The organism is Vibrio sp. MACH09 (assembly GCF_033238805.1).
Classification (GTDB): domain Bacteria; phylum Pseudomonadota; class Gammaproteobacteria; order Enterobacterales; family Vibrionaceae; genus Vibrio.
The window spans coordinates 2,809,742-2,831,065 of sequence record NZ_BSFZ01000001.1 but is presented as its reverse complement, the minus strand read 5'-3'; the positions used below and the strand labels follow the sequence as shown (position 1 = coordinate 2,831,065).

Annotated in this window: 18 protein-coding genes and 1 tRNA gene; 7 read left to right on the top strand and 12 right to left on the bottom strand. The window is 40.2% G+C overall.

The window, feature by feature from the left end:
- Positions 1 to 217: 217 nt before the first annotated feature.
- From CHJ_RS12685 to CHJ_RS12675, 3 genes are all read right to left on the bottom strand, one after another.
- Positions 218 to 1,435, bottom strand: a complete 1,218-nt coding sequence (locus CHJ_RS12685; protein ID WP_317917832.1) for a multidrug effflux MFS transporter — start codon at positions 1,433 to 1,435, stop codon at positions 218 to 220.
- A gap of 126 nt (positions 1,436 to 1,561) precedes the next feature.
- Entirely contained in the window at positions 1,562 to 2,581 is a 1,020-nt protein-coding gene (locus CHJ_RS12680) for an MBL fold metallo-hydrolase (protein WP_317917831.1), read from the bottom strand.
- Positions 2,578 to 3,510 (bottom strand): SDR family NAD(P)-dependent oxidoreductase, encoded by a 933-nt coding sequence (locus CHJ_RS12675; protein ID WP_317917830.1) that lies wholly within the window; start codon positions 3,508 to 3,510, stop codon positions 2,578 to 2,580. The genes CHJ_RS12680 and CHJ_RS12675 overlap by 4 nt, the downstream gene beginning before the upstream one ends.
- A 235-nt stretch (positions 3,511 to 3,745) precedes the next feature.
- On the opposite strand from CHJ_RS12675, the gene CHJ_RS12670 reads away from it, so the two are divergent.
- From CHJ_RS12670 to lpxL, 5 genes are all read left to right on the top strand, one after another.
- Positions 3,746 to 4,321 (top strand): TetR family transcriptional regulator, encoded by a 576-nt coding sequence (locus tag CHJ_RS12670; protein ID WP_317917829.1) that lies wholly within the window; start codon positions 3,746 to 3,748, stop codon positions 4,319 to 4,321.
- 47 nt (positions 4,322 to 4,368) lie between these two features.
- Positions 4,369 to 4,725, top strand: coding sequence for a DUF5329 family protein (locus CHJ_RS12665; protein ID WP_317917828.1), 357 nt, complete (start codon positions 4,369 to 4,371; stop codon positions 4,723 to 4,725).
- A gap of 186 nt (positions 4,726 to 4,911) precedes the next feature.
- Complete coding sequence (locus tag CHJ_RS12660; RefSeq protein WP_317917827.1) at positions 4,912 to 5,382, top strand: hypothetical protein; 471 nt, start codon at positions 4,912 to 4,914, stop codon at positions 5,380 to 5,382.
- Positions 5,383 to 5,844: 462 nt separating this feature from the next.
- A complete protein-coding gene (locus tag CHJ_RS12655) occupies positions 5,845 to 6,702 on the top strand; it encodes a DUF2608 domain-containing protein (RefSeq protein WP_171754879.1) in 858 nt (285 codons plus the stop codon).
- A gap of 301 nt (positions 6,703 to 7,003) precedes the next feature.
- On the top strand, positions 7,004 to 7,933 hold the full coding sequence (gene lpxL, locus CHJ_RS12650; protein WP_317917826.1) for an LpxL/LpxP family Kdo(2)-lipid IV(A) lauroyl/palmitoleoyl acyltransferase: 930 nt from the start codon (positions 7,004 to 7,006) through the stop codon (positions 7,931 to 7,933).
- Positions 7,934 to 8,172: 239 nt separating this feature from the next.
- Here lpxL and CHJ_RS12645 read toward each other — a convergent pair whose 3' ends face one another.
- The 5 genes from CHJ_RS12645 to CHJ_RS12625 all read right to left on the bottom strand — a co-directional run bounded on the left by CHJ_RS12645 (position 8,173) and on the right by CHJ_RS12625 (position 13,230).
- Positions 8,173 to 8,349 carry a hypothetical protein gene (locus CHJ_RS12645; protein ID WP_317917825.1) on the bottom strand — a complete coding sequence of 59 codons (177 nt, stop codon included), beginning with the start codon at positions 8,347 to 8,349 and terminating at the stop codon, positions 8,173 to 8,175.
- Between the two features lie 332 nt (positions 8,350 to 8,681).
- Complete coding sequence (locus CHJ_RS12640) at positions 8,682 to 9,038, bottom strand: rhodanese-like domain-containing protein (RefSeq protein ID WP_317917824.1); 357 nt, start codon at positions 9,036 to 9,038, stop codon at positions 8,682 to 8,684.
- A 241-nt stretch (positions 9,039 to 9,279) separates the two neighbouring features.
- Positions 9,280 to 10,482 (bottom strand): MFS transporter, encoded by a 1,203-nt coding sequence (locus CHJ_RS12635; RefSeq protein ID WP_317917823.1) that lies wholly within the window; start codon positions 10,480 to 10,482, stop codon positions 9,280 to 9,282.
- Between the two features lie 263 nt (positions 10,483 to 10,745).
- Positions 10,746 to 10,922 (bottom strand): hypothetical protein, encoded by a 177-nt coding sequence (locus CHJ_RS12630; protein ID WP_171754875.1) that lies wholly within the window; start codon positions 10,920 to 10,922, stop codon positions 10,746 to 10,748.
- A 469-nt stretch (positions 10,923 to 11,391) separates the two neighbouring features.
- The gene (locus CHJ_RS12625; protein WP_317917822.1) at positions 11,392 to 13,230 is read right to left on the bottom strand and encodes a hypothetical protein; all 1,839 of its coding nucleotides are present in this window, start codon (positions 13,228 to 13,230) and stop codon (positions 11,392 to 11,394) included.
- Positions 13,231 to 14,130: 900 nt separating this feature from the next.
- Here CHJ_RS12625 and CHJ_RS12620 point away from each other — a divergent pair.
- Complete coding sequence (locus CHJ_RS12620; RefSeq protein WP_317917821.1) at positions 14,131 to 15,261, top strand: hypothetical protein; 1,131 nt, start codon at positions 14,131 to 14,133, stop codon at positions 15,259 to 15,261.
- A complete protein-coding gene (locus CHJ_RS12615) occupies positions 15,258 to 16,409 on the top strand; it encodes a DUF2971 domain-containing protein (RefSeq protein ID WP_317917820.1) in 1,152 nt (383 codons plus the stop codon). The genes CHJ_RS12620 and CHJ_RS12615 overlap by 4 nt, the downstream gene beginning before the upstream one ends.
- Here CHJ_RS12615 and CHJ_RS12610 read toward each other — a convergent pair.
- From CHJ_RS12610 to dnaG, 4 genes are all read right to left on the bottom strand, one after another.
- The gene (locus tag CHJ_RS12610) at positions 16,406 to 16,930 is read right to left on the bottom strand and encodes a restriction endonuclease (protein WP_317918119.1); all 525 of its coding nucleotides are present in this window, start codon (positions 16,928 to 16,930) and stop codon (positions 16,406 to 16,408) included. The genes CHJ_RS12615 and CHJ_RS12610 overlap by 4 nt on opposite strands.
- A gap of 417 nt (positions 16,931 to 17,347) precedes the next feature.
- Positions 17,348 to 17,423 (bottom strand) — tRNA-Ile (locus tag CHJ_RS12605).
- A gap of 162 nt (positions 17,424 to 17,585) precedes the next feature.
- A complete protein-coding gene (gene rpoD / locus CHJ_RS12600; RefSeq protein WP_171752600.1) occupies positions 17,586 to 19,430 on the bottom strand; it encodes an RNA polymerase sigma factor RpoD in 1,845 nt (614 codons plus the stop codon).
- A 99-nt stretch (positions 19,431 to 19,529) separates the two neighbouring features.
- Positions 19,530 to 21,275: a DNA primase gene (gene dnaG, locus CHJ_RS12595; protein WP_317917819.1), complete on the bottom strand. Its 1,746-nt coding sequence runs from the start codon at positions 21,273 to 21,275 to the stop codon at positions 19,530 to 19,532.
- Positions 21,276 to 21,324 lie beyond the last annotated feature (49 nt).

Below are 21,324 nucleotides of genomic sequence, written 5' to 3'. Positions count from 1 at the left end.
TTGGAACCACTTCTAGGTACGATAAGCTAACTCTATACCTGCCTTAATAAATAAGACGTAAAGTTTAAGATGCCATTATTTTGATAACGGGACACACACCAAAATATTCCCTGATAAAAGAGTGATAACGGGACACACACCAAAGTATTCATATCAAAGTACTACAACGGCTGTCTCTTATAGCCAAAGATAGAGTCAAAACATCGTGTTTTCCTGTTCAACTTGAAACAGAGGGTGTGGTTGCATCTTGTGGATTTTTGCTGGATATACGAGACCAAAGCAACCATAGTAACCCACTGATAACGCCTATTATTAATTGAATCACACCAAGACTTTCAATCAGAGACGTTGACTCAACAGAGACCAACATCATGCCCATCGATCCACAAATCATTGAAGAGAATTGAATAATGGCAACAGCAGAACCGGTATCTTTATCTTGCTGTTCAAGCATTAAATTAGTGCCCGGAACCCGTGTGGTGATGGTGGCCAAGGTAGCAAGCCCAATTAGTGGAGCGAACAACCAAGCGGAAATCTCACCCACGCTGTAAGTAAGCAGCCCACACAAAATCAGAAGCATAAAGCAAAAGGAAATAATGCGTTCTGAAGGAAGGTATTGAGTAATTTTGATGTAAGCCCTAGGCCCAAATGAAGCAAATAATGCGTTTAGGGCGAAGATATAGCTAAACTCCTGTTCACTAAAACCAAAATGATCTACATATATGTAAGGTCCTGCTGCCAAAAATGCCATCATAGACATGGGTACTAATGAGAAGACCGCTAGCAATAGTATAAATCGTGGATTTTTGAGGACAACTCCTAAGCGTCCCCAAGACTTCACCACTGACCCCTCATAACGAGACTCTAAGGTTTCCGTTAAGCATAGTGAAAGAGCTATCGATAACAGGCCAAAAACGCCGAGTACCACAAAGATCATTTCCCATGTTGCGATCTTAAGCAATAACGCGCCAATTACAGGAGCAACCATAGGGGCGATGACAACTAATGACATGATGGTTGCCATTATTTTCTCTCGTTCTCTTCCGCTATAAAGGTCCTTGATGATAGCGACAGCTACCACGGTAACGGCACTGCCGCCAAATGCTTGCAGAATTCGAAATCCGATCAACTGCTCTATGTTGGCCGAATTTGCACATAGGAAACTGGCTGAAACATAAATAGATGCGCCTATTAATAAAATGGGTTTTCTGCCAGATTTTTCGCTGAGAGGCCCCCAAAATAATAAGCCAAAAGCATAAACAACAAAGTAGCTACTCAGCGTGAAGTTAACCAATGATTGTGTTGTCTGTAATGCTGCGACCATGTTGGGCAAAGCGGGTAAATAGAGATCTGTCGATAGAGGAGGAAATGCGCTAATCATTACCAAAAACAGTAGGGTACCGGTATTACCGAGTATGGGTTGTTTACTTTTCATTGAACCACCAAATTGCGGGCTTGAAGCAACAAGCCTGCATTACAAAATATTTATACTATTAAGCACTTAGACAGCTGTTTAAGTGCTTTGAAATAGACTTTAGAGATCAAGCGTTAGCTTAGATAATTAAAAGTCGGTCGCTTGACCCACTTCTAACGTAATAAACTGCGAAGCAGGAACTTGAGCTTGCTGTTTAGCCTCTTCAAGTAACTCAATTGGCTCTAAGCGAGATTCTGCTGTTAACTGAAAGGTGCCATAGTGCATGCCAATAGACAGCTTGGCATTGAGATCGAGATGAGCTTGCACCGCTTCAAAAGGGTCAAGGTGTACGGGTTTAAAAATCTCTCTTGGTGCATAAGCGCCAATAGGTATGAAGGCGATATCGACCGCTCCAAACTGCTCATAAGCATGTTTATAGTGATTGGCGTATCCGCTATCACCACCAAAGTAAATTTTTTGCTGGCCAATCTGCATCATAAATCCACCCCATAGGGTAGAGTTTCTGTCAAAAGGCGTTCGACCGGAGTTGTGCTGAACTTCTAAAAACCATAGCGTAAACTCATCATTAATCTGAGTACTCTCTCCCCAGTCCAGTTCTAAGGTGTTAAGGCTAGAAGGAAGACGTTTTGCTACACCAAGTCCCACATAAATTTTCGGGTTATCTCGTGTTATTAGAAACGTTAGTGAATCGAGATCCAAATGGTCGTAATGATCGTGGCTGATCACAATGACATCTATTTGAGGCAAGTTTTCTAATGCAATTCCAGGTTTATGGGCGCGCTTTGGACCCACGAAAGAGAGCGGACTCGCTCTTTCTGAAAACACCGGATCTGTCAGAATGTTTAGCCCTTGCGTTTGAATTAAAAAAGTAGCGTGATTCACCAAGGTAATACGGACCTGATCGCCTTCCACGCGTTTTGCTGGCGCTGTATCTTCTTTAACATCAACCGTTTCCGGCCATTCAGCTCGTTCAGTATCAGAGGTTAAGCCAGCCCAAGCGATTTCCCAAAATGTCATTGTTTTAGTGTCGGTGTTATTTTCAAACTGACCGTTTTTGAAGTTTGTTGACGTTTGTCTTCTATCCATATCACTCTCTGCGCAGGCTGTGATTAAAAGGGCAGCACTCAATATCCAAAAGAATTTCATATTAACTCCTCAAGCGACACTGCGTTGCTGCTTTCAAGGTAAGGTGATGCGATAGACTCTAGTTGCTGCCAAAGTCTTTTTGACTTTGATGCGTCACACGCAGGGTCATCTTTTGCAAAGTCGACTAAACCAAATACATTGTGCCAATAGCTACCGCGAGGAAGATCTTGTGTTGCACCAATGAGAGATGAATGAGCCCCTTGTTCTTCTGAAATAAGCTGTTTAGTGCGAAGCCATGCTAATAATCCTTTCTTGCTGCCGGCAAAACCGCTAGCAACCACACCGGGATGAACCGCGATCGGGTGAATATTAGGATAACGTTGTGCTAATTCTCGCACTTGCCATAAATTGCCTAATTTGCTTCTTGAGTAAGTGCTGGAGGTACCATCAAAGGGTATATTCGCCGCACACTTACTTTCCGTAATGTAAATATCACCGCTAGTGATAACGAGCCGAGCATCATTAACCAGCATGTTGTTCTGCATTAAAAGTCGATAAAGAATGTGATGACCTAACACATTGACTGAAAATGTTTTTTCATAACCTGATGGCGTAATTTCCGCCTTTTTAGACACCAATCCTGCATTACAAATAACAATATCGAAGGGTTGCTCTCCTAGTTGACCAACCGCTGTAACAATACTATTGGGATCCGCGAGATCCATATAAACTGACTCAACATGTAAGATGTCATCCGTTGCATCCGATAACCCTCTCGCCAATGACGTTACATGAGCGCCTTGAGCAAGTAAGCTTCGAGTAATAAATTCTCCTATACCCGCATTTCCCCCTGTTACCAGAACTCTTTTACCATCTAGCCTTGGTAGCTCAGGACAAGCATGATGTTTTTTCTTCTGCCCAATAATGGCGGACATTACACGGCGATGTTTGCCTTTAGGTGGACGGCTCGCAACAAAACTCAGCGACATATCAATACTCCTCACAACACAAATATAACAAATGACAATTTACAATAAATGTCATTTGTTATATTGTCAACGAACAAATTTGATTCTAGGTCAATGAATCGATGCATGAGACAGAGACCTTGTTTGACTGAGCAGGCGGTAATCGATAGCATCGGGCTAATATTGTCGTTATCGAACATTCTTATTTTCAAAACCTTAAATACGATTTTGAATACAAATTAATTGGTAGTTAAAAATGCTTACTAAAGAAAAAATATTGGATGCCGCGGAAATTGTTTTACGTAAATTTGGCCCAAGAAAAACGACAGTTGTAGACGTAGCACGCGCTCTTGATGTGAGCCATGGTACGGTTTATCGACATTTTGCGACAAAATCTGAACTGCATGAAGCAATCACTCTTAGGTGGTTAGACCGAGTAACCGCCCCATTAACCGCGGTCACACAAGAATCAGAGAGCGCAACAATCAAGCTTCGTGAGTGGTTTGATACATTGACCGGAATTAAGCGAAATATCCTTATTGATGAGCCTGAACTGTTTGAGTCCTACTCCGAATTGGCAAAACAAACACCTAAGCACGTAAAATCAAAGCATATCGATCACTTATTACAACAAATAGAATCCATTTTGCGTGAAGGTGTTCAAGAAGGTGTATTTGATATTGAAGATTGTGCAATCACCGCACGTTGCTTCTTTTTTGCTACCGTTCGTTATCACCACCCACTTCACGCGTCTGAGTGGAAAAGCGACACCATTAAACAAGAGTTTACCCAGCTTTTTTCTATGTTGGAAAAGGCCATTTATAAACGCTAATAAATGGATTTTATTAAATTAGTTTACGTCATAAAGAGGAGGGCGTTATGAAGCGAACACGGTTATTGAATGGGTTAATGACAAGCTTGATACTATTTGCGCCTATTGCATATTCCTCTCCTCAAGAAGAGATCGACCACCTGCTGTCCTTTGTTGAGTCGACAGAGTGTCAATACGAAAGAAATGGCACTTTGCATAATGGCGTTGAAGCAGCTGAACATATAAAAAAGAAAGCGGATTATTACGCGGACGACATTGAATCTGCGGAAGACTTCATCGCGTATTCCGCCACCAAAAGTATGTTGAGTGGGCGTCACTACCAAGTACACTGCAATGGAGATTCGCCGATAAACAGTGAACAGTGGCTGAAAAATGAGCTAATAAAGTTTCGGGCAAAGCAGTAATAGCAACGCGTTAATCAGCGATGCCATACAATGAACATCCACATAGAAAATCTTTAAGCGTGGTGAATGGCGTACAAAGAAGAGAGCTTTCAAATTTGAGATGTCATTGTTTAAATTTCACCGTATAAACAACTCGTAGAATATGATGAGATCACATTTTTATCATACATACAGAGAAGACAGTTTATGGCGTGGAGTATAGAAGGAACAACGCAGTACCTTTCAGAGTTTGGATTAAAACCGACACTTAGCAGAATTGGTACTCAAAAAGGAAAAGTATATTTAAGTAACATCTGTCAGGTAGACCCAAATAACATCAACAACTCTAATCAGTACGCTTATTACATCTACTGTCAAAATACGCAAGCAAAGGCTCTGTTGGTCACTACCTCCATTGTAGACAAAAAATACTTGGCAGAAGCCGAAACGACATTCACTAAGCTAATAAAAAGCCTTGTTAAACAGACAGCAAACGGCAAACTCAGTAAGAATTTTAGTTTAGAAAACGGCAGCTCTGAGCAGATAGATGACGTTGTTGTTCAGATAGAAAGAGATAGCGAACAACATAAAGGCTCTCTGCGAGGCATCTTTAGCTTGGCGAGTGATTCGCTAGACGCTAAACGATGGGTCAATATTATTAACGATGTTTCTGCTTAATTGAGAACGGCCAAATTGGGCGCTTTCTTGTTCTCATACATAGGGACAATTGCCCAAATATCACATCAATGAACACTTTATACGTACAGCTCATTAAGCATTTGGATCATCATGATCTTTTTACCAAATGAACTGTACCCGTTGAACATCTCTATCTTCTGGCAACGGCACAAAACATAAAACCTTCAGATTATTTGTTGTAATTCAATGCGCTGCTGCTCTTTAAGTGCAGTAACCAATATTGTTGATTAATGGTTTGCGTGCTGACTCTCTGGATTAATCGAAGGACAAAAGAGAGAAAAACCATTCATATGTGAAACAGATCATATTTACTTATTAGATCTCGTGATTAAATATTGTGTTGTTAGAAATGTTATAACATAACAATACAAAAAATTAAGGATACGAAGTTACTGCTGTAACTCACCCGTTATCCGCTAATAAAAAATTTAAGGAAAAGATATGAAGTTAAAAGCGATAGCAGCACTTTGCGCACTCTCTTTTGCAGGCAATGCACTTGCTGATGTAGTGGTAAAAGAAACCGACAAGTTTGCAGATGTTGCGAGCAAAATCAGTGAACTAACAGCGAAAGGTGAAAAGCCTTTAATTGTTATCGATATCGATAACACGCTTTTGACTTCAACATCTGATCTTGGTGGCGACATCTGGTATCAGTGGCAACGTGGCAAACTGGATGTTAAGCCAGCAGCAGAAGATAAAGTTGACTGTTTGTTCCAGGACTCTATCGGCCTTTTGTATGAGTTAGTGCCTCAAAAACTGATTGAAGAGAATGCACCCGCGACAGTTAAATCGTGGCAGGACAATGATCTGACGGTATTTGCACTGACATCTCGTTCTCCTAACTACCGTGCAGCAACCGAGCGTGAAATGATCCGCAACGGTTTCGACATGACAACCACGGCCCTTAAAGAGAAAGGCTCTGAAGAGCTTCCTGTTTATAAAGCTAAGCCGAAGAGAGACCTGACGTACATCAACGGTATCATGATGACTACGGGTATGAACAAAGGCACTATGCTTGATTTCGTACTGGACAAAACAGGCCAGAAGTTCGATAGCATCGTATTTATCGACGACAGCAAGAAAAACGTAGTTAACATGGAAAAAGCCTACAAAGACGATAAGTCTGTTGATATGACTATCTTCCACTACACAAAAGTTGAGCACGACCGTATTGCAGCGAACGGCGCAGTACTAACTCAAGCTCAAGCAGACAAAATGGCAAGCGACTGGAAAGAGCTGAACGTGACTCTAGACAAGATTGCGCCAGCGCGTATTGGTGATACTTGCTTAGGCCAGTAATCCTCTGCGAATAAGTTTTAAAGTTTGTTGCGTGGGTCTTTCATCTTGATCCGACCATGGTGCTGAGGGGCCCCACTGCTTGCGAGAAATTGCGTCAGATCCATGCAACTCCTTTTCAAGGCGATATCAGAAATGGTATCGCCTTTTTCGTATTTGTGGGAGGATTATGAGGAAGTGACGACATTGGTTCCTTCACGTTTTCTCTTCTAAATTCTCCTCGGCCATTCGGCCCATTTAACCTTAAGTTTACTAAACCTTGTCTAGAATTAGTTATAGGGTTTATTTATTTAGGGACACATTAATGAAAATCGTGCCATCCCCTCATTTTCAATCGACATTTCTGTTACCTAAATATTGGCTTATTTGGTTGGGGTTTGGGGCGCTTGCTTTACTGGTTAACATATTGCCATTTTCTGTGATCAAGACATTGGGCTACAAATTGGGCTTGGTTTCAATGCGCATTTTCAAAAAACGTTTTGACATAGCGAAAGCAAACTTAACGCTATGCTTTCCCAACTACTCTGATGAAGAGTGTCTCTTCATGGCTAGAAAAAGCTTTGAATATGCAGGTATGGCAGTTTTTGAAATGGGAATGGCTTGGTTCTGGCCCCAATGGAGAATTAGAAAAATAAGTTCAGTGATTGGTAAAGAGAAGCTGCTCGGTCGGCGAGAGCCTGATAGAGGAGTATTGGTGTTATGTAGCCATCACTTTAACCTTGAAATGACAGCACAGATATTCAGCCAGTTCGTGAAAGGATATGGCGTGTACCGTCCTCACTCTAATCCCGTTTATGAGTTTATTCAGCATAGAGGCCGTACACGTAATGGTCATAAAATGATTGATCGCAAAGACATAAAATCGATGATTAAGGTGCTAAAGAATGGGCATGAATTGTGGTACTTACCGGATCACGATTACGGTAACCGAAACTCGGTATTTGCCCCTTTTTTTGACGTAGAGAAGGCAGCAACCACAGCAGGTACAAGCATGCTCATCGATGCGTCTCATTGCGCGGTAATATCTGGTGTCACTGTACGAAAAGGCAACCAATACAAATTATATATTGGTGATGATTTAAGTGGTGAAATAGAAAGACGCAACCCCATTCAGGCTGCGACGACGGTTAATCGTGAAATAGAAAAAATGATAATGCGAGATGTGCCAGCATGGATGTGGTTACATTTGCGCTTTAAAACCCGCCCTAAAAATGAAGAGAGTCTTTATGTATAACGCAGCTCAAACATGTTTGGGTTTATTGGTGCTGAAAACTTGAGGCGTCCGTCCTTTTAAACGGTCCGTTAGCTATATGACTAATAAATTAGGACGAAATATTTATTAGGCTTGTGAGGTAAGCAGCAAAATAGCTCAAGAATGGAGAGATATACATTCTTTGTGTACAGCTCATTAAGCATTTGGATCATCATGATCCAATCCCTAAACAAGCTGTACAAATGGACAAATTAAGTTGTTCAACAACCTTGCTGAGCTTGTTCCAACTGTTCTTTTTTGTAACTAGAAAGCAGAGTTAAAAGAAACAAGGCAACCTCAGTGTTGGTGGCGTGATCCTCTGTTGAGTTATCGGCAACGGCACAGAGAATAAAGTCTTCTACTTGTTGGTAAAAATCGGGATGAGTTTGATGGGTCATGATGACCTCCTGTGTAGTGTTTTTTCCATCACCACACTGAGGTTCGAATCAAAGGGTGGTGAACTGAACAAGGTTCGAACTACCGCTACACAGGAACGGCGCGCCTAAGCGCCCCTGTCCAGCCCACCATAAATTTTAGATGTGCTGAAGCCGCACATAGATTAACTATATGTGCCTGTGTATATAAACGGGGTTCGAATCCTGACACTGGATTTTGCCAGTGCTTCGCTAGAGTATAAAAATGAAGGGCAGGGCGCAATAAGAGTTTGATTTGTAGCTTTAAATTCTCTGTAGGGTAATCCAGAAGCTTAGGCTAGCCATAAATAGGCCAGCTATAACTTGATGCCCTGAATAACATTGCCGACGGTTCCCGCATTAATCACTTTGTATCCCTGTTTTTTCAACCATGTTGCAGCGGTGACTGAACGCATTCCCGATGCGCAATAAACAACGATTGTTTTTGAGTTCTCAAGCCCCTTAGTACTTCCTGAGATCAATGACTGTACTGGGATGTTCAGGCTTTCTGGGGCATTAAAACGTGCAAACTCAGCTTCACTTCTTACATCAACTAATTGGATCTCGTTGATATTAAGCTCTGAGAGCGTCGATATGGCTTGTTTGGCGCGAAACTTTTTATAGACGATAAAAAAAGCAAGCATTATCAGGGGAATAAGTAATTGTTCGTTCATGGTCAGCCGTCATTTTAAGTTAAGTAAATGCTATATTAGCTTAATCTAATTATCATTTCTAGCCCTCATGGTTTTACTCAAGATCTAAATCTTCATTTTCAACGTTGATTGAATGGCAGTAGACCTCTTATTGAACTTGAGAAATAAGAGGAAAACAATTGAAGACGGTTCAAGCTTTAGAGTCTGTGCAGGGAACGCAATGTCGTTCTAGACTCTCATTTAACATGTCCCTTCCGATAAATTAGCTAGCGTGTACTTTTGCGGCTATCAGCGCAACACTGCAACCCATTACGCTCAATATAAATACCGTATAAAAGATCCCGATATTGCCTGAATAATCAATGATTGATGCAAACAGAGGGGCGCCGACTGTAGCGCCAAGGTTGCCTAATTGAGCTATCGAACCATTACCCATGGCTTGCTCTGTCACATTTTTAGATAGAGCAGGAATTAACGTAAATGCCCCTCCTTGCACAATACCTGAGAGTAGCAAAAGTAACAGGGCAAAAAAGATAAAATGATATGGCATGTCAGCGTAGGTAACGGTCATAAATGTTGTGACCGCAACGCCACAATAGGCAGAAAACACGAGGTATGAAGGACGGAAAAAGTATTGAGACAGAACACCTGAAAGGAAAGTACCTGCAATGCTACAAAGTGGAAGAATAACAAATAACATATCTCGGATATCATGATCTTGTGACATTCTTGGAATGAAAGTCAGCAATGATACAAACATGCAGGTGTGGAATAAAAAAACAACACCGGGTAAGCATGTACGAGGGTTTAAGTAGACTTGAACTGTCTCTTTTAGAAGGTTTTTAACTTGTATAGAGCGGGTGATAGGCTGGCTTGGTTGCCCTTTGTTGGTGAAGATTAAAAAGTAGGCCAGTATTGGCACAGAGATAGCACCATGGATGAGGTACAAAGCGGACAAACCATAGTGATTTAAAATGGAATTGCCTAGCCAACCAGAAATTGCAAAAGCAACACCAAAAAATGTTCCCCAAATCCCCATGGCTAAGGAATGATGTTTTTTGGCTGCGCTACGTAACATTAAGGTCGGTGCAGCAACAATAATGCCTAAATGAGATACGCCTTCTAAGATTCGGCTTGCGAACAACAGAGAATAATTGGGTAGAAAAGATTGGAACAACGACAAAATCCCACCAATAACCAAACAGCTGATCAATACCTTTCTATAACCCAAATTGCCTGAGAGGACGCCAGCAATGACACCAAAGAAGATACCAACAAGACCAACTATAGATAGTAGAGCACCGATCTCTGCGCCATCTTTTTGGTAAAACAGAAGCAAACTATCGTAAGAGATAGAGTATTTAGCAAATTGCATTGCAGCAAATATACCCGCGCACCAACACATAAAGATATCTATCCAAGAGGTGTTTTGCTTTGAAGGGTGTTGTACTGATGAATATGACATGACATTGGCCCTAGTATCTGATGTAAGCGACATTTGAGGCATTAATGAATCTAGAGAAAGAAGTGTATGCCCATAGTTGTGCGAAGGTGACTGTGCAGTTTATTGTCGCTTTGCACAATGGCATTGATATTGAAGAAAATCTTATAGATGCTAATTAACAAATGGAAGTCACTCAATAAACCTCATGTGTACAGCCTATTTCGCATTTGGATCATCATGATCCAATCCCTAAACAAGCTGTACAAATGGACAAATTAAGCGGTTCAACAACCTTGCTGAGCTTGGTTTAACTGCTCTTTTTTGTAGCTAGAGAGCAGAGTTAACAGAAACAGAGCAATCTCGGTATTGGTCGCGTGATCCTCTGTTGAGTTATCGGCAACCGCACAGAGAATGAAGTCTTCTACTTGTTGGTAAAAATCGGGTTGGGTTTGATGGGTCATGATGACCTCCTATGTGGAATTTGTTCCGCCACACAAAGGTCTCTAATCTTTGGGTGGTGGACTGAACAAGGTTAGAGACTACCGTTACATAGGAAACGGCGCGCCTAAGCGCCCCTGCCCAGCCCACCATAAATTTCAGGTATGCCGAAGCCGCACATAAAATCAACAAAGCTGATTATCAATGCGCCTATGTTTATAAAGGAGGTCTCTAATCTCCAAACTGGATTTTGCCAGTGCTTCGCTAGAGTATAAAAATGACGGGTAGCGTGCAATAAGAGTTTGATTTGTTTCTTGATTGCTTGAAGTGGAGAGGCTAGGTAGTTGAGTGTTTTGTTTTCTTTTGAGGTGTGTGTCCTTTAAATCCTCTATTTACAGGGTCATGCGACTATCGACTATGCTCAAAAATGGATAGCGACTAATTCATCGCTATCCATTTTGAATAGCAAAAGCTTATTGCTAGCTAATGCAGTTAAATGGACTTAGATATTAAATCTGCTTTCAATAGTCCACCTTTAGTTAAAAGCTTCGCTGAAAAATTAGGGTTTCGTCTTTGCTTATAAGCCGCTAATATTTTTTGTAATCCTTCTGCTTCTAGCAAAGAGATATTAATCTCTGTATCCATATCCGCCGCATCTATAAAGTCATCAGAGAAAGCAGGGGCAACAATGAGTACTTGTGCAACTCTGTGCCCATTTGCTTCACAGCGTTTTACGTAAGCTTTCACCTGTCTTGAAGTTGATGAATATTTAGCAAATTGCCCGTTTTTAAATGATTTTGCTTCACCTACGATAACGTCATCATTTTCCAATGAGACGATGATATCGGCTTTGTCTTTAGCAGTATTGATATCTTTTCGTAGGTCTTCATCTACAGTCATCCCTAATTGCTCCAGAATAGAGCGTGTAGCTTCTTCGAACTTAATACCAATATCTGCTTCTTTAATATCAATTCCAGCTGAAATTAGACCTTGTAGGTCTCTAGATGCTAATAAATGATAGTTTTCTACTAATCGGTCATTTGCGCTCGCGAAGCTATCGATAATTTGAACTCTAGGATTGCCTTTTTTAGGTAAGCCCATTTCATTTCGAATTACTTTAATTTCATCGTTGTTGTAGAGATATAAGATATCAAATGGCGTAATTCCAAGAGCTTTGAGTTTTTCAGGATCTAGTGCTTCTTTGTTTTCAATTTCAAAGTCAGCTCTGATTCTTTCTTCGACAGTTGGAGACGTTGTATTTAGTCGTTCTAATAACTCTTTGTTCCCACTTACACTAAGCGTATTAAACTCTTCTTCTTCACTTGCTTTGAGGTAATTGATAAGGACATCTATTCGGTCTTGTAAGCGAGTACCAATACGTTGGACGTTTAAACTCATATCTTCAATCAATTGTTTGATACGGTCTTTACGTTGATTCTGAGTTAAATCTTCAGCATGGAGATCATTTGAGAGGATGTTTCTAATTGATAAGCCTGAATGAGCAATAGTTGATATTTTATCTTGCCTGCTTACTCCTCTGATTTTATGTCCATGAGCTTTAAGAATATGAGATAGCTCTGCATCAGATAAAGAACGTAGAATTCTAAGTGCATATTTGTCAGGTAGTTCTTTACCGAGTAGTTCATGAAGAATAGTGACAACTTCGTCGGCAATCATTACTTCTGAGCGACGTCTATTAATTAAAATTATACCTCTCTCACGTAAATACTCTAACGCGTGATCAATCCCGAGTTCTGGGATAGGATCTACAGAGTGTTCTAGCGCGTATATTTCTTCTCTAGATAAATTCAGACCTTCAGAAAGTACATTTAGAACGGTACGCTCATCTTCTGATACTTTAGCTGTTCGATTTGATTTTAGATCATTGTTAAACGCGGCATACATGCAGTCACGATAGATTTTAAGTCTGGCTGTACGATCAAATTCTACTGACTCAGATTCATCTATTTCTTTTAATATGTCATTACTTAGCTGGTTAATTTCTTTGTACTCTTTCGCATACAAAGATTCAATCCATGGGACGGTGGCGATGCAATTTCCATCACGAGAGAGAATGTTTATCAATAGAGATACTTGAGGGCCACCTAATGCGATTTGTTCTTGAATAAATTTTTTGAAGTGTCCTTTTACTAAGCTGAATAGCTGAGTAATTTCATTTCCGGAGGCTGCTTTTAATTGACCATCAATTTTGTCTAATTGGTTGGTAAGGGCTTTATCATCTTTTGAGTCCTGGCATAACTTGTCTATGCAGTTAACAAATTTAGAGCGTTCAACTTGATTGGTATGTGTTAATACTTGATTTAGTTTCATAGACTGACTCATTACCTTTAATTTTTGTGAATTAATAATGATAGCGTTATGCAGTTATATGAAAACGTTAACTATGTCACCAGTTGATTATAATTGAATCTGTTAATAGGAGAGAATTGTAAAAGAATGTACTTTGTATAGAAGATATTAAGATCAGCAGGTGTCTTGATTGACTTGGCAGCTTCACGTGCAAATGCTTCTAGATCTTTCTTACCCATGTTGCTTATCCTTAGCCATGACTGGCTTAACTATAAGCAGATACACTAATTAAATTACAGTCTCGTTTATTTGGATGAACATCCTCGTTGAGTGCCTGTTGAAGGTGAGAGGTTAGGTAGTGGCGTTTTTTGTTTCTTTTTAAGATGTGTGTCCCTTTAAGCGCTTACCTTTAAGCGCTTAAGGTGTGTGTCCTTTTAAGCTACTTTTAAGCTAGTTTTTGCCAACATAGTCGATTTAGCATTACTGGTATTTAAGAAAATTTCGCTGTCACGGGACACTTCTGATTTTTATGAAACAGACCTAATAGCTGTCTCATAAAGTTGTTTGTTAGGATGGATGTCCTCGTTGAGTGTTGAATCTCAAATGCGTCATGCTTTTTAACGTGGAGTTCTGTGAATAAGTGTATTTTATGTAAAGCGAATACTTATCGAGATTGCAAATAGTATTTGGCTCATTGACTTGATGATTAAAAAGGGTGTGCATGATTACTTGACTTGCGATCAAATGAGTGTCCTTCATTGCTTGAGGGTCTGTAGGTATACTTTTTACATAAGGTTGTTGTTTGGAATGATATTCAAGTTATCATAACTGCATGATTTAAATTGGTAAATTTTGAAATTGTCTCTTGACTATGTGAGTTCTAAGTGTACTTTTCTAGTGAGAGATTAAGGAGTTTTTAATATGATGCAGCCCACCGACAAAAATATAGCGAAATGGATTAATGATAAGAGGTTCTCTGAGCTTTTATTTTTAAATGATTGTTGGAAAACATCTGGAAACAACAAATATCCGGGTTATTATTATTTCTGTGAGTTATCAAAAAAAGAAAACACTGATTTAATTTGGAACTATATACTAGAGGTTAGTGGGAATATATCTGATGCCTATTTGTATCTAGGGGAAATTGGACATGAGATATATAACTCCTTTGATAAATATCATATATGTTCTGATTTCTATAGAAAGTCAATCGAGTATGATGAAAACAACTCTCAATCTCTTTGGAACTTATACTATGTCTCAGGAAGAGATAACGAAATTTTGCTTCTTAGATCTTTAAGGTTGGACTTGGAAAGAGGGGAGCTAGATAAAATAAAGTATAAGCTCATAAATACATACATATATGAAGATTTTGGTTCTAAGTTCTCGATAGAAGACTGGCAATTGTTTAAAGAAATATTACTTGCTTCAGAATCTAGAAATCAAAATGGATTGCTTGCCTTTACGTATTACCACTTAGGAGAAATTGAGCTAGGAGAAAAGCTTATTCGGCAAGCCAAAAATAATGCTATTAGTTATGATTCTTTAAGACCTTACCTTGAAGATGGAATAATTTCACTAGAGGAAGCCGCTGACAAGGTGTTCGATTTTCAAACTAATGAGGTTTTATCCGAGGACAATGAAGCACTCTTTCTCAAAAAGAAGGCGAGCTTCGAAGAATCTAAAAAGAAAGATAAAGAAGCAAGATTTACAACAAATGGAGTAATAGCTTCGGCTTTTCGTGCAAGAGCATATTCAGATGTTATCCAACTTTTTGAACAAAGACATGAGGATGATAACTATCTCAATTATGATCAAGTATGCAATCTACAATATTTATTATCTCAGTTATTTCAAGGAAATGAATTATGCAAGAGAACTTATGACGAAGTTACTTCCCGTAGCGACAATTTAAGAGATGAAGAAAAGGTATTGTTTGAGTTTTTTAAAGCATACTCTAGTATAGCCAAAATTAAAGATAATATAAGAGAAAAAATATTTTATCTAGTTTTCAATTTAATCCTGAATTTCAATGTGTTGATAGGGTTTTGAGTGAAAGAAAAGCTATTGATTATTGGATGTACAATGATTTAAAGGAAGAAATAGCTCGGCTTAAGAGTGTCTGGGAAAATGAATGTAATGGAAATGATCTTCGAGAGTTGACTGAGAAAACTGATAAGGGAGATTGTGACAGAAATGATTTTAATCGGTATATGGCATTACTAATAGACGCAAGTCACTACCAAAAAGCAATAGATGAAATTAATGAATTTAAAGAAAAACTTCCTATTTATATGACAGAGTATAACCAATTAGGTGTCTGTTATGAGAGGTTGAAAAACTATCATGAGGCATACGAATGTTATAAAATCGCCTTAGGACTTATGATAAGTTCAAAGGAGTTTAATGATGTAATTATATCTAATTATGTGAAAATCATAGATAAAGTAAATGGGTTGAGTATAGATGATAAAGAGTTTGAATTTTTAAAGGAACTATTCAATATATCCTTATGTAATCACTTCAAACATGAAATTTTTACATTTAAAAGAAGAAGTCATGGTTTTAAATATCAACCTTTTAATATCAATACTATCGACTCATTGACCAATCAATATTTCTATTTGGCAGAGAAAGAACAACTGAATGATCCTATCGAAATGCCTATGCTAGATGACATAGGAGAAGAGTCATTGATTTGCTCCAACTATCGAATATGCTCACTGACCAATAATGACAATTCTATGCTAATGTGGTCACATTATGCTGAACAGCATCAAGGGATCATGGTGGAATATTGGTTTGGTGGTGAACTACCAAATGGTGTTGGAATGAGCAAAGTAAGTTATGACTATGCTGAATTAAGAAAAGATAATCAGTATATATTTAATCAATACCTTCTAACAAAGAATAAGGATTGGGAGTATGAAAAAGAAGTAAGGTTGTTTTCACATAAAAAAAGTAAGATTTATTACAGTGACTATAGTTATCCGGATATTAATTCTGATGAAATAAACTCAGTAATAGCAAGTATCACGTTAGGTTTGAATTTCCCCAAGGATAAAATACAACTAATTAAAAGTATTATTCAAAGATTAAATATTAATCGCAACTCAACTACCCCACCTATAGAGCTAAGACAAGCTTTACTAGATCCCCAAAATCAATTTGAGCTCATCTATCGCTCTGTTAAGTATTAAGGATGAGTGTACTTACATTTTGGGAATTGAGAACATCCATAAAGCTGCATACCTGCATTAGTCCCTCGTTTGGCGGTTCTCAATACAAGATCAGAGCTACATCGAGGGCAGATTAAGTTTTTTGGTGGAGTTGTGGTTTCTGAAAAGGAAAGTTGTGGCTCTATCGCTTCTGAGGCTTCAACAACAGGGGATTTGGCCTTTTCAAGCATAGAGATTAGCTGAGAGCTGTTAATAAGTTCTAAGCCTTTTCCTTGCGCGAATCGTTGGGCATCCAGCGTAAACTCGCCAGAGGTGGCGATAATCATTTTATCCGCTCTTCTATCCAGCAAGACGCCATACATTTCACGAATAACCTTTACACCTACTTTTCGTGCTTTCCAGTGCTTACATTGAACTAAACTGACTTTGCCGAACTTGGTTAGCTCTATATCTACACCACCGTCGGGCTGTTGGCTAAAGTTCTGTTTTACCTGATAACCTTGCTGTCGGTAGTATTCATCTAATAACCCTTCAAATTGAATCTAGCTTAAGCCGTTAAGGTCATCTTTGGTTGAGGTTGCCTGATAACGTTGTTTAATACGGAAAGAACGCAGAAAAGCAAATGGAGCAGGGATTAAGAAAACGATAGCGATAATAGGGGCAATCATCACTGTAAGCAGTATATAGCTGAATAGAGAGACAAGTACGCTAACCTATCAAAGGGAATCGAACTGAGTTCTTAATAGACTGCCATTTTTTTAGTCATAATTAACCACTCTTCTTTATTTCATTAAGTCATTGCTAGAGGAAAAGAGAATTACTATTAAAAGTAGGACAGAAAAGAGAGTTGTTATGAATGCTGTGTAGCAATTGGATTTGAGTTGCTACACATTTGCTACACAGAGAGTAGAAAAGCAAAAGGCCTGAGAAGCGAAAACGCTCTCAGGCCTTTATTTGTTTGGTGGCCCCTCGCAGACTTGAACTGCGGACCAATCGATTATGAGTCGACTGCTCTAACCACTGAGCTAAGGGGCCAATGGAGGGAGATTATAGGGGATGAACCCATTGCTGTCTAGAGAGTAATGGGGGTATTTGCGCTTAGTTTTTATCCACTTAAATCAGTTTCAATAAAAAAGGTGAGCGTTTGCTCACCTTTTAATCAAATATTGAATTTTAACACTGTTTTCAATTGCTAATTTATTCGTCTAGGAAGCTGCGCAGAGTTTCTGAACGGCTAGGATGACGAAGTTTACGCAGTGCTTTTGCTTCAATCTGACGGATACGCTCACGAGTTACGTCGAACTGCTTACCAACCTCTTCTAGAGTGTGGTCAGTGTTCATGTCGATACCAAAGCGCATACGCAGTACTTTTGCTTCACGAGGCGTTAGGCCAGCTAGTACGTCTTTAGTTGCAATCTTCAGGCTGCCTGATGTTGCAGAGTCTAAAGGTAGCTCTAGCGTGGTGTCCTCAATAAAGTCACCTAAGTGCGAATCTTCGTCGTCACCAATTGGTGTCTCCATAGAGATTGGCTCTTTGGCAATTTTCAGTACTTTACGGATCTTGTCTTCAGGCATTTGCATGCGCTCAGCCAATTCTTCTGGTAACGGCTCACGACCCATCTCTTGCAGCATTTGGCGAGAGATACGGTTAAGCTTGTTGATCGTTTCGATCATGTGTACCGGAATACGAATAGTACGTGCTTGGTCAGCAATTGAGCGAGTAATAGCCTGGCGGATCCACCATGTCGCATAAGTCGAGAACTTATAACCACGGCGATATTCAAACTTATCTACCGCTTTCATTAGGCCGATGTTACCTTCTTGAATCAAGTCCAAGAACTGTAGGCCACGGTTGGTGTATTTCTTGGCGATAGAAATAACCAGACGTAAGTTCGCTTCAACCATCTCTTTCTTGGCACGGCGTGCTTTCGCTTCACCGATAGACATACGACGGCTGATGTCTTTAATGCTTTGTACTGGAAGAGAGGTCTCTTTTTCGATCATAGCCAGTTTTTGAATGCTACGACGAATGTCCTCTTCGTTACGTTTGATTTTTTCTGCATAAGGTTTGTCTGATGCAAGTACTTGGTCTAGCCAAGCGTCAGACGATTCGTTACCAGTAAATGCTTGTACAAACGTCTTCTTCGGCATTTTGCCGTATTCAACACATTGGCGAATAATTAAACGCTCTTGTGTACGAACACGATCCATAGAAGTACGAAGTTCGTTTACTAGGTAATCAAACTGTTTTGGAATCAAACGGAACTCTCTGAATACTTCCAGAAGGCTCTCTTTTGCTGCTGAGGTTGCATTACTTTCACGACCATGTTCGTTGATCGCAAGTTGCATGTTTTGATAGGTGTTACGAAGCTCGGTAAATTTCTCTAGAGCAAGCTCTGGATCAATACCTGTATCTTCTTCTTCCTCGTCCTCATCGCTATCCGCATCTTCTTTGTCTTCATCTTCTAGATCTGACTCAGCAAGCTCAGAACCGATGTGAGTGGCGGTAGGTGCTACCGTGCCATCATCGTTCGGGTCAACAAAGCCTGAAATAATGTCAGTAAGGCGAAGCTCTTCAGCCTGAACTTTATCAAACTGTTCAAGGATGTAAGAGATGGTGCCCGGATATTCTGCAACAGAACATTGAACTTGGTTAATACCATCTTCAATGCGTTTTGCAATGTCGATCTCGCCTTCGCGAGTCAATAGCTCGACTGTACCCATTTCACGCATATACATACGTACTGGGTCAGTTGTTCGACCTATTTCGTTCTCAACACTGGATAGTGCAGCTGCCGCAGCTTCTGCTGCGTCTTCATCGGTGATGACATTGTCATCGTTTAGCGACATTTCATCTGCATCTGGTGCAGTTTCAACGACTTTAATACCCATGTCGTTGATCATTTGAATGATGTCTTCTACCTGTTCAGAATCTACGATTTCTGCTGGTAGGTGGTCATTTACTTCGGCGTAGGTCAGATAGCCTTGTTCCTTACCTTTTATGACAAGTAACTTTAGCTGTGACTGCGGATTTTGATCCATAGACGATACCCAACTTCAGGTCTGAGTGATGGTGTAAGTATGCGAAACGCAAACCGCCAATTATAACAAATTTTAACCTTGCTGACTAATCAATATGGGTTACGCTTTTAAATCAAGCATTAAAGCTTGTAGCTCCCGTTTCTCTTCGGTTGATAAACCGATACTTCTTGCCTTAGCCTGCAAGCTTTCTATCTGCTTTTCTACGCACTGGGCAAGAATATTGTCCAGTGAGTCTAAAAATATATCTTGTTGATTATCATCTTCGAGTGGAATATCCCAACTCGCTAGGCGAGATAATAGCGCCTCATTTTGCGTATTGCGCCAATGCTCTATTAATTGGCCTGTGTTGATATGGGGATAAGCATTACATTTATCAAGCACATCATGTAATAAACTTAGACCCGGAATGTTAATTTCGCGAACATCCGTTAAATCTGGCACAAATTCACTATAGCTCGGATTTTGTACAAGCAAAGCTATGACTACCCGCATTGGGGTTTTGGCTATTTTTTGTGGCGCGCTGTGGTTCTGCTTTGCGGCTCTTTTTGACGAGACTTGATGCTCCAAAAAGTGTCCGGTTTTTTCGCCAAGCATTTTAAATAGCTGTGCTTGCAGGTGGTCGTCCGGTATTTTCTCTATTAGTGGTTTTGCTAATGCTTCTAATGCTGCTTTGCCTTCGTTACTGCCTACCTGAACCTGACTAGTGAGGTTTTTAAATAGGTAAGTCGAAAGTGGCTCTGCATCTTGTATCTCTTGTTCAAACGCTTCTTTGCCATTTTTGCGGATAAAGCTATCTGGGTCTTCACCATCGGGTAAAAACAGAAACTTTAAGATGTTGCCGCTTTTCAAAAAGCCAAGTGCGTTTTCTAATGCTCGCCATGCCGCTTCTTTACCTGCTCGGTCACCATCGTAACAACACACAACGGTGTTGGTTTGGCGAAATAGCATCTGTAAATGGTCACCTGTGGTGGCAGTGCCTAGTGACGCCACGGAGTAATCTACCCCATATTGCGCTAAGGCCACGACATCCATATAGCCTTCAACCACTAATACCTGTTGAGGCTCTCGGTGAGCTTGAAGCACTTCATAAAGGCCATAGAGCTCTTTGCCTTTGTGAAAGATTGGTGTCTCAGGGGAGTTAAGGTATTTTGGTGTACCTTCACCTGTAATGCGGCCACCAAAGCCAATCACTCGACCACGACGATCCCGAATTGGGAACATAACGCGACCACGAAAACGGTCGTAGCGGTTGCCTTTGTCGTTTTCGATAAGCATGCCAGCGGTAACCAGCATCTCTTGGATGTTGGGTTGCTGACCAAAGTTCTTGCGAATGGCGTCCCACTCATCGGCTACGTAACCAATGCCAAATTTTTGTACAACATCGCTGGATAGTCCGCGCTGTTGCAAATACTCAATGGCGTGTTTGTTGCTGGCGACTTTTAGCTGTGAAGAGTAAAACTGAGAAATACTGCCCATAAGGTCATATAAGCTGCGTTTTTCTTCGCTGTTTGCTCGTGGTGTGTGGCTTATCTCACCACTTCGCTGTTCTCGGGGGACATCTAGGCCTAAACCGTTCGCCAGCTCTTCAATGGATTCAACAAAATCGAGGTTGTCGAACTCCATAACGAAGTCAATGGCGTTTCCGTGGGCACCACAACCAAAACAGTGGTAAAACTGTTTCTCTTGGCTAACGGAAAAGGATGGGGTTTTCTCGTTATGAAAAGGGCAGCAAGCACTGTAGTTTTTGCCTTTCTTTTTTAACTTTACCCGGGCGTCGACAATATCCACGACATCCACTCTGGCGAGTAGGTCATCAATAAAATTACGTGGAATAAGTCCAGCCATATATCCTAGGGTCTTTTAAAATAATTGAGAATAGCGAATACGAACAAGC

Coding starts and splice junctions, on each gene's coding strand:
- CHJ_RS12635 (WP_317917823.1), bottom strand. CDS start 10,482: ATGTCATATTCATCAGTACAACACCCTTCAAAGCAAAACACCTCTTGG.
- CHJ_RS12660 (WP_317917827.1), top strand. CDS start 4,912: ATGGCGTGGAGTATAGAAGGAACAACGCAGTACCTTTCAGAGTTTGGA.
- dnaG (WP_317917819.1), bottom strand. CDS start 21,275: ATGGCTGGACTTATTCCACGTAATTTTATTGATGACCTACTCGCCAGA.
- CHJ_RS12645 (WP_317917825.1), bottom strand. CDS start 8,349: ATGACCCATCAAACTCATCCCGATTTTTACCAACAAGTAGAAGACTTT.
- rpoD (WP_171752600.1), bottom strand. CDS start 19,430: ATGGATCAAAATCCGCAGTCACAGCTAAAGTTACTTGTCATAAAAGGT.
- CHJ_RS12655 (WP_171754879.1), top strand. CDS start 5,845: ATGAAGTTAAAAGCGATAGCAGCACTTTGCGCACTCTCTTTTGCAGGC.
- CHJ_RS12680 (WP_317917831.1), bottom strand. CDS start 2,581: ATGAAATTCTTTTGGATATTGAGTGCTGCCCTTTTAATCACAGCCTGC.
- CHJ_RS12670 (WP_317917829.1), top strand. CDS start 3,746: ATGCTTACTAAAGAAAAAATATTGGATGCCGCGGAAATTGTTTTACGT.
- CHJ_RS12675 (WP_317917830.1), bottom strand. CDS start 3,510: ATGTCGCTGAGTTTTGTTGCGAGCCGTCCACCTAAAGGCAAACATCGC.
- CHJ_RS12625 (WP_317917822.1), bottom strand. CDS start 13,230: ATGAAACTAAATCAAGTATTAACACATACCAATCAAGTTGAACGCTCT.
- CHJ_RS12665 (WP_317917828.1), top strand. CDS start 4,369: ATGAAGCGAACACGGTTATTGAATGGGTTAATGACAAGCTTGATACTA.
- CHJ_RS12640 (WP_317917824.1), bottom strand. CDS start 9,038: ATGAACGAACAATTACTTATTCCCCTGATAATGCTTGCTTTTTTTATC.
- CHJ_RS12630 (WP_171754875.1), bottom strand. CDS start 10,922: ATGACCCATCAAACCCAACCCGATTTTTACCAACAAGTAGAAGACTTC.
- CHJ_RS12685 (WP_317917832.1), bottom strand. CDS start 1,435: ATGAAAAGTAAACAACCCATACTCGGTAATACCGGTACCCTACTGTTT.
- CHJ_RS12620 (WP_317917821.1), top strand. CDS start 14,131: ATGATGCAGCCCACCGACAAAAATATAGCGAAATGGATTAATGATAAG.
- lpxL (WP_317917826.1), top strand. CDS start 7,004: ATGAAAATCGTGCCATCCCCTCATTTTCAATCGACATTTCTGTTACCT.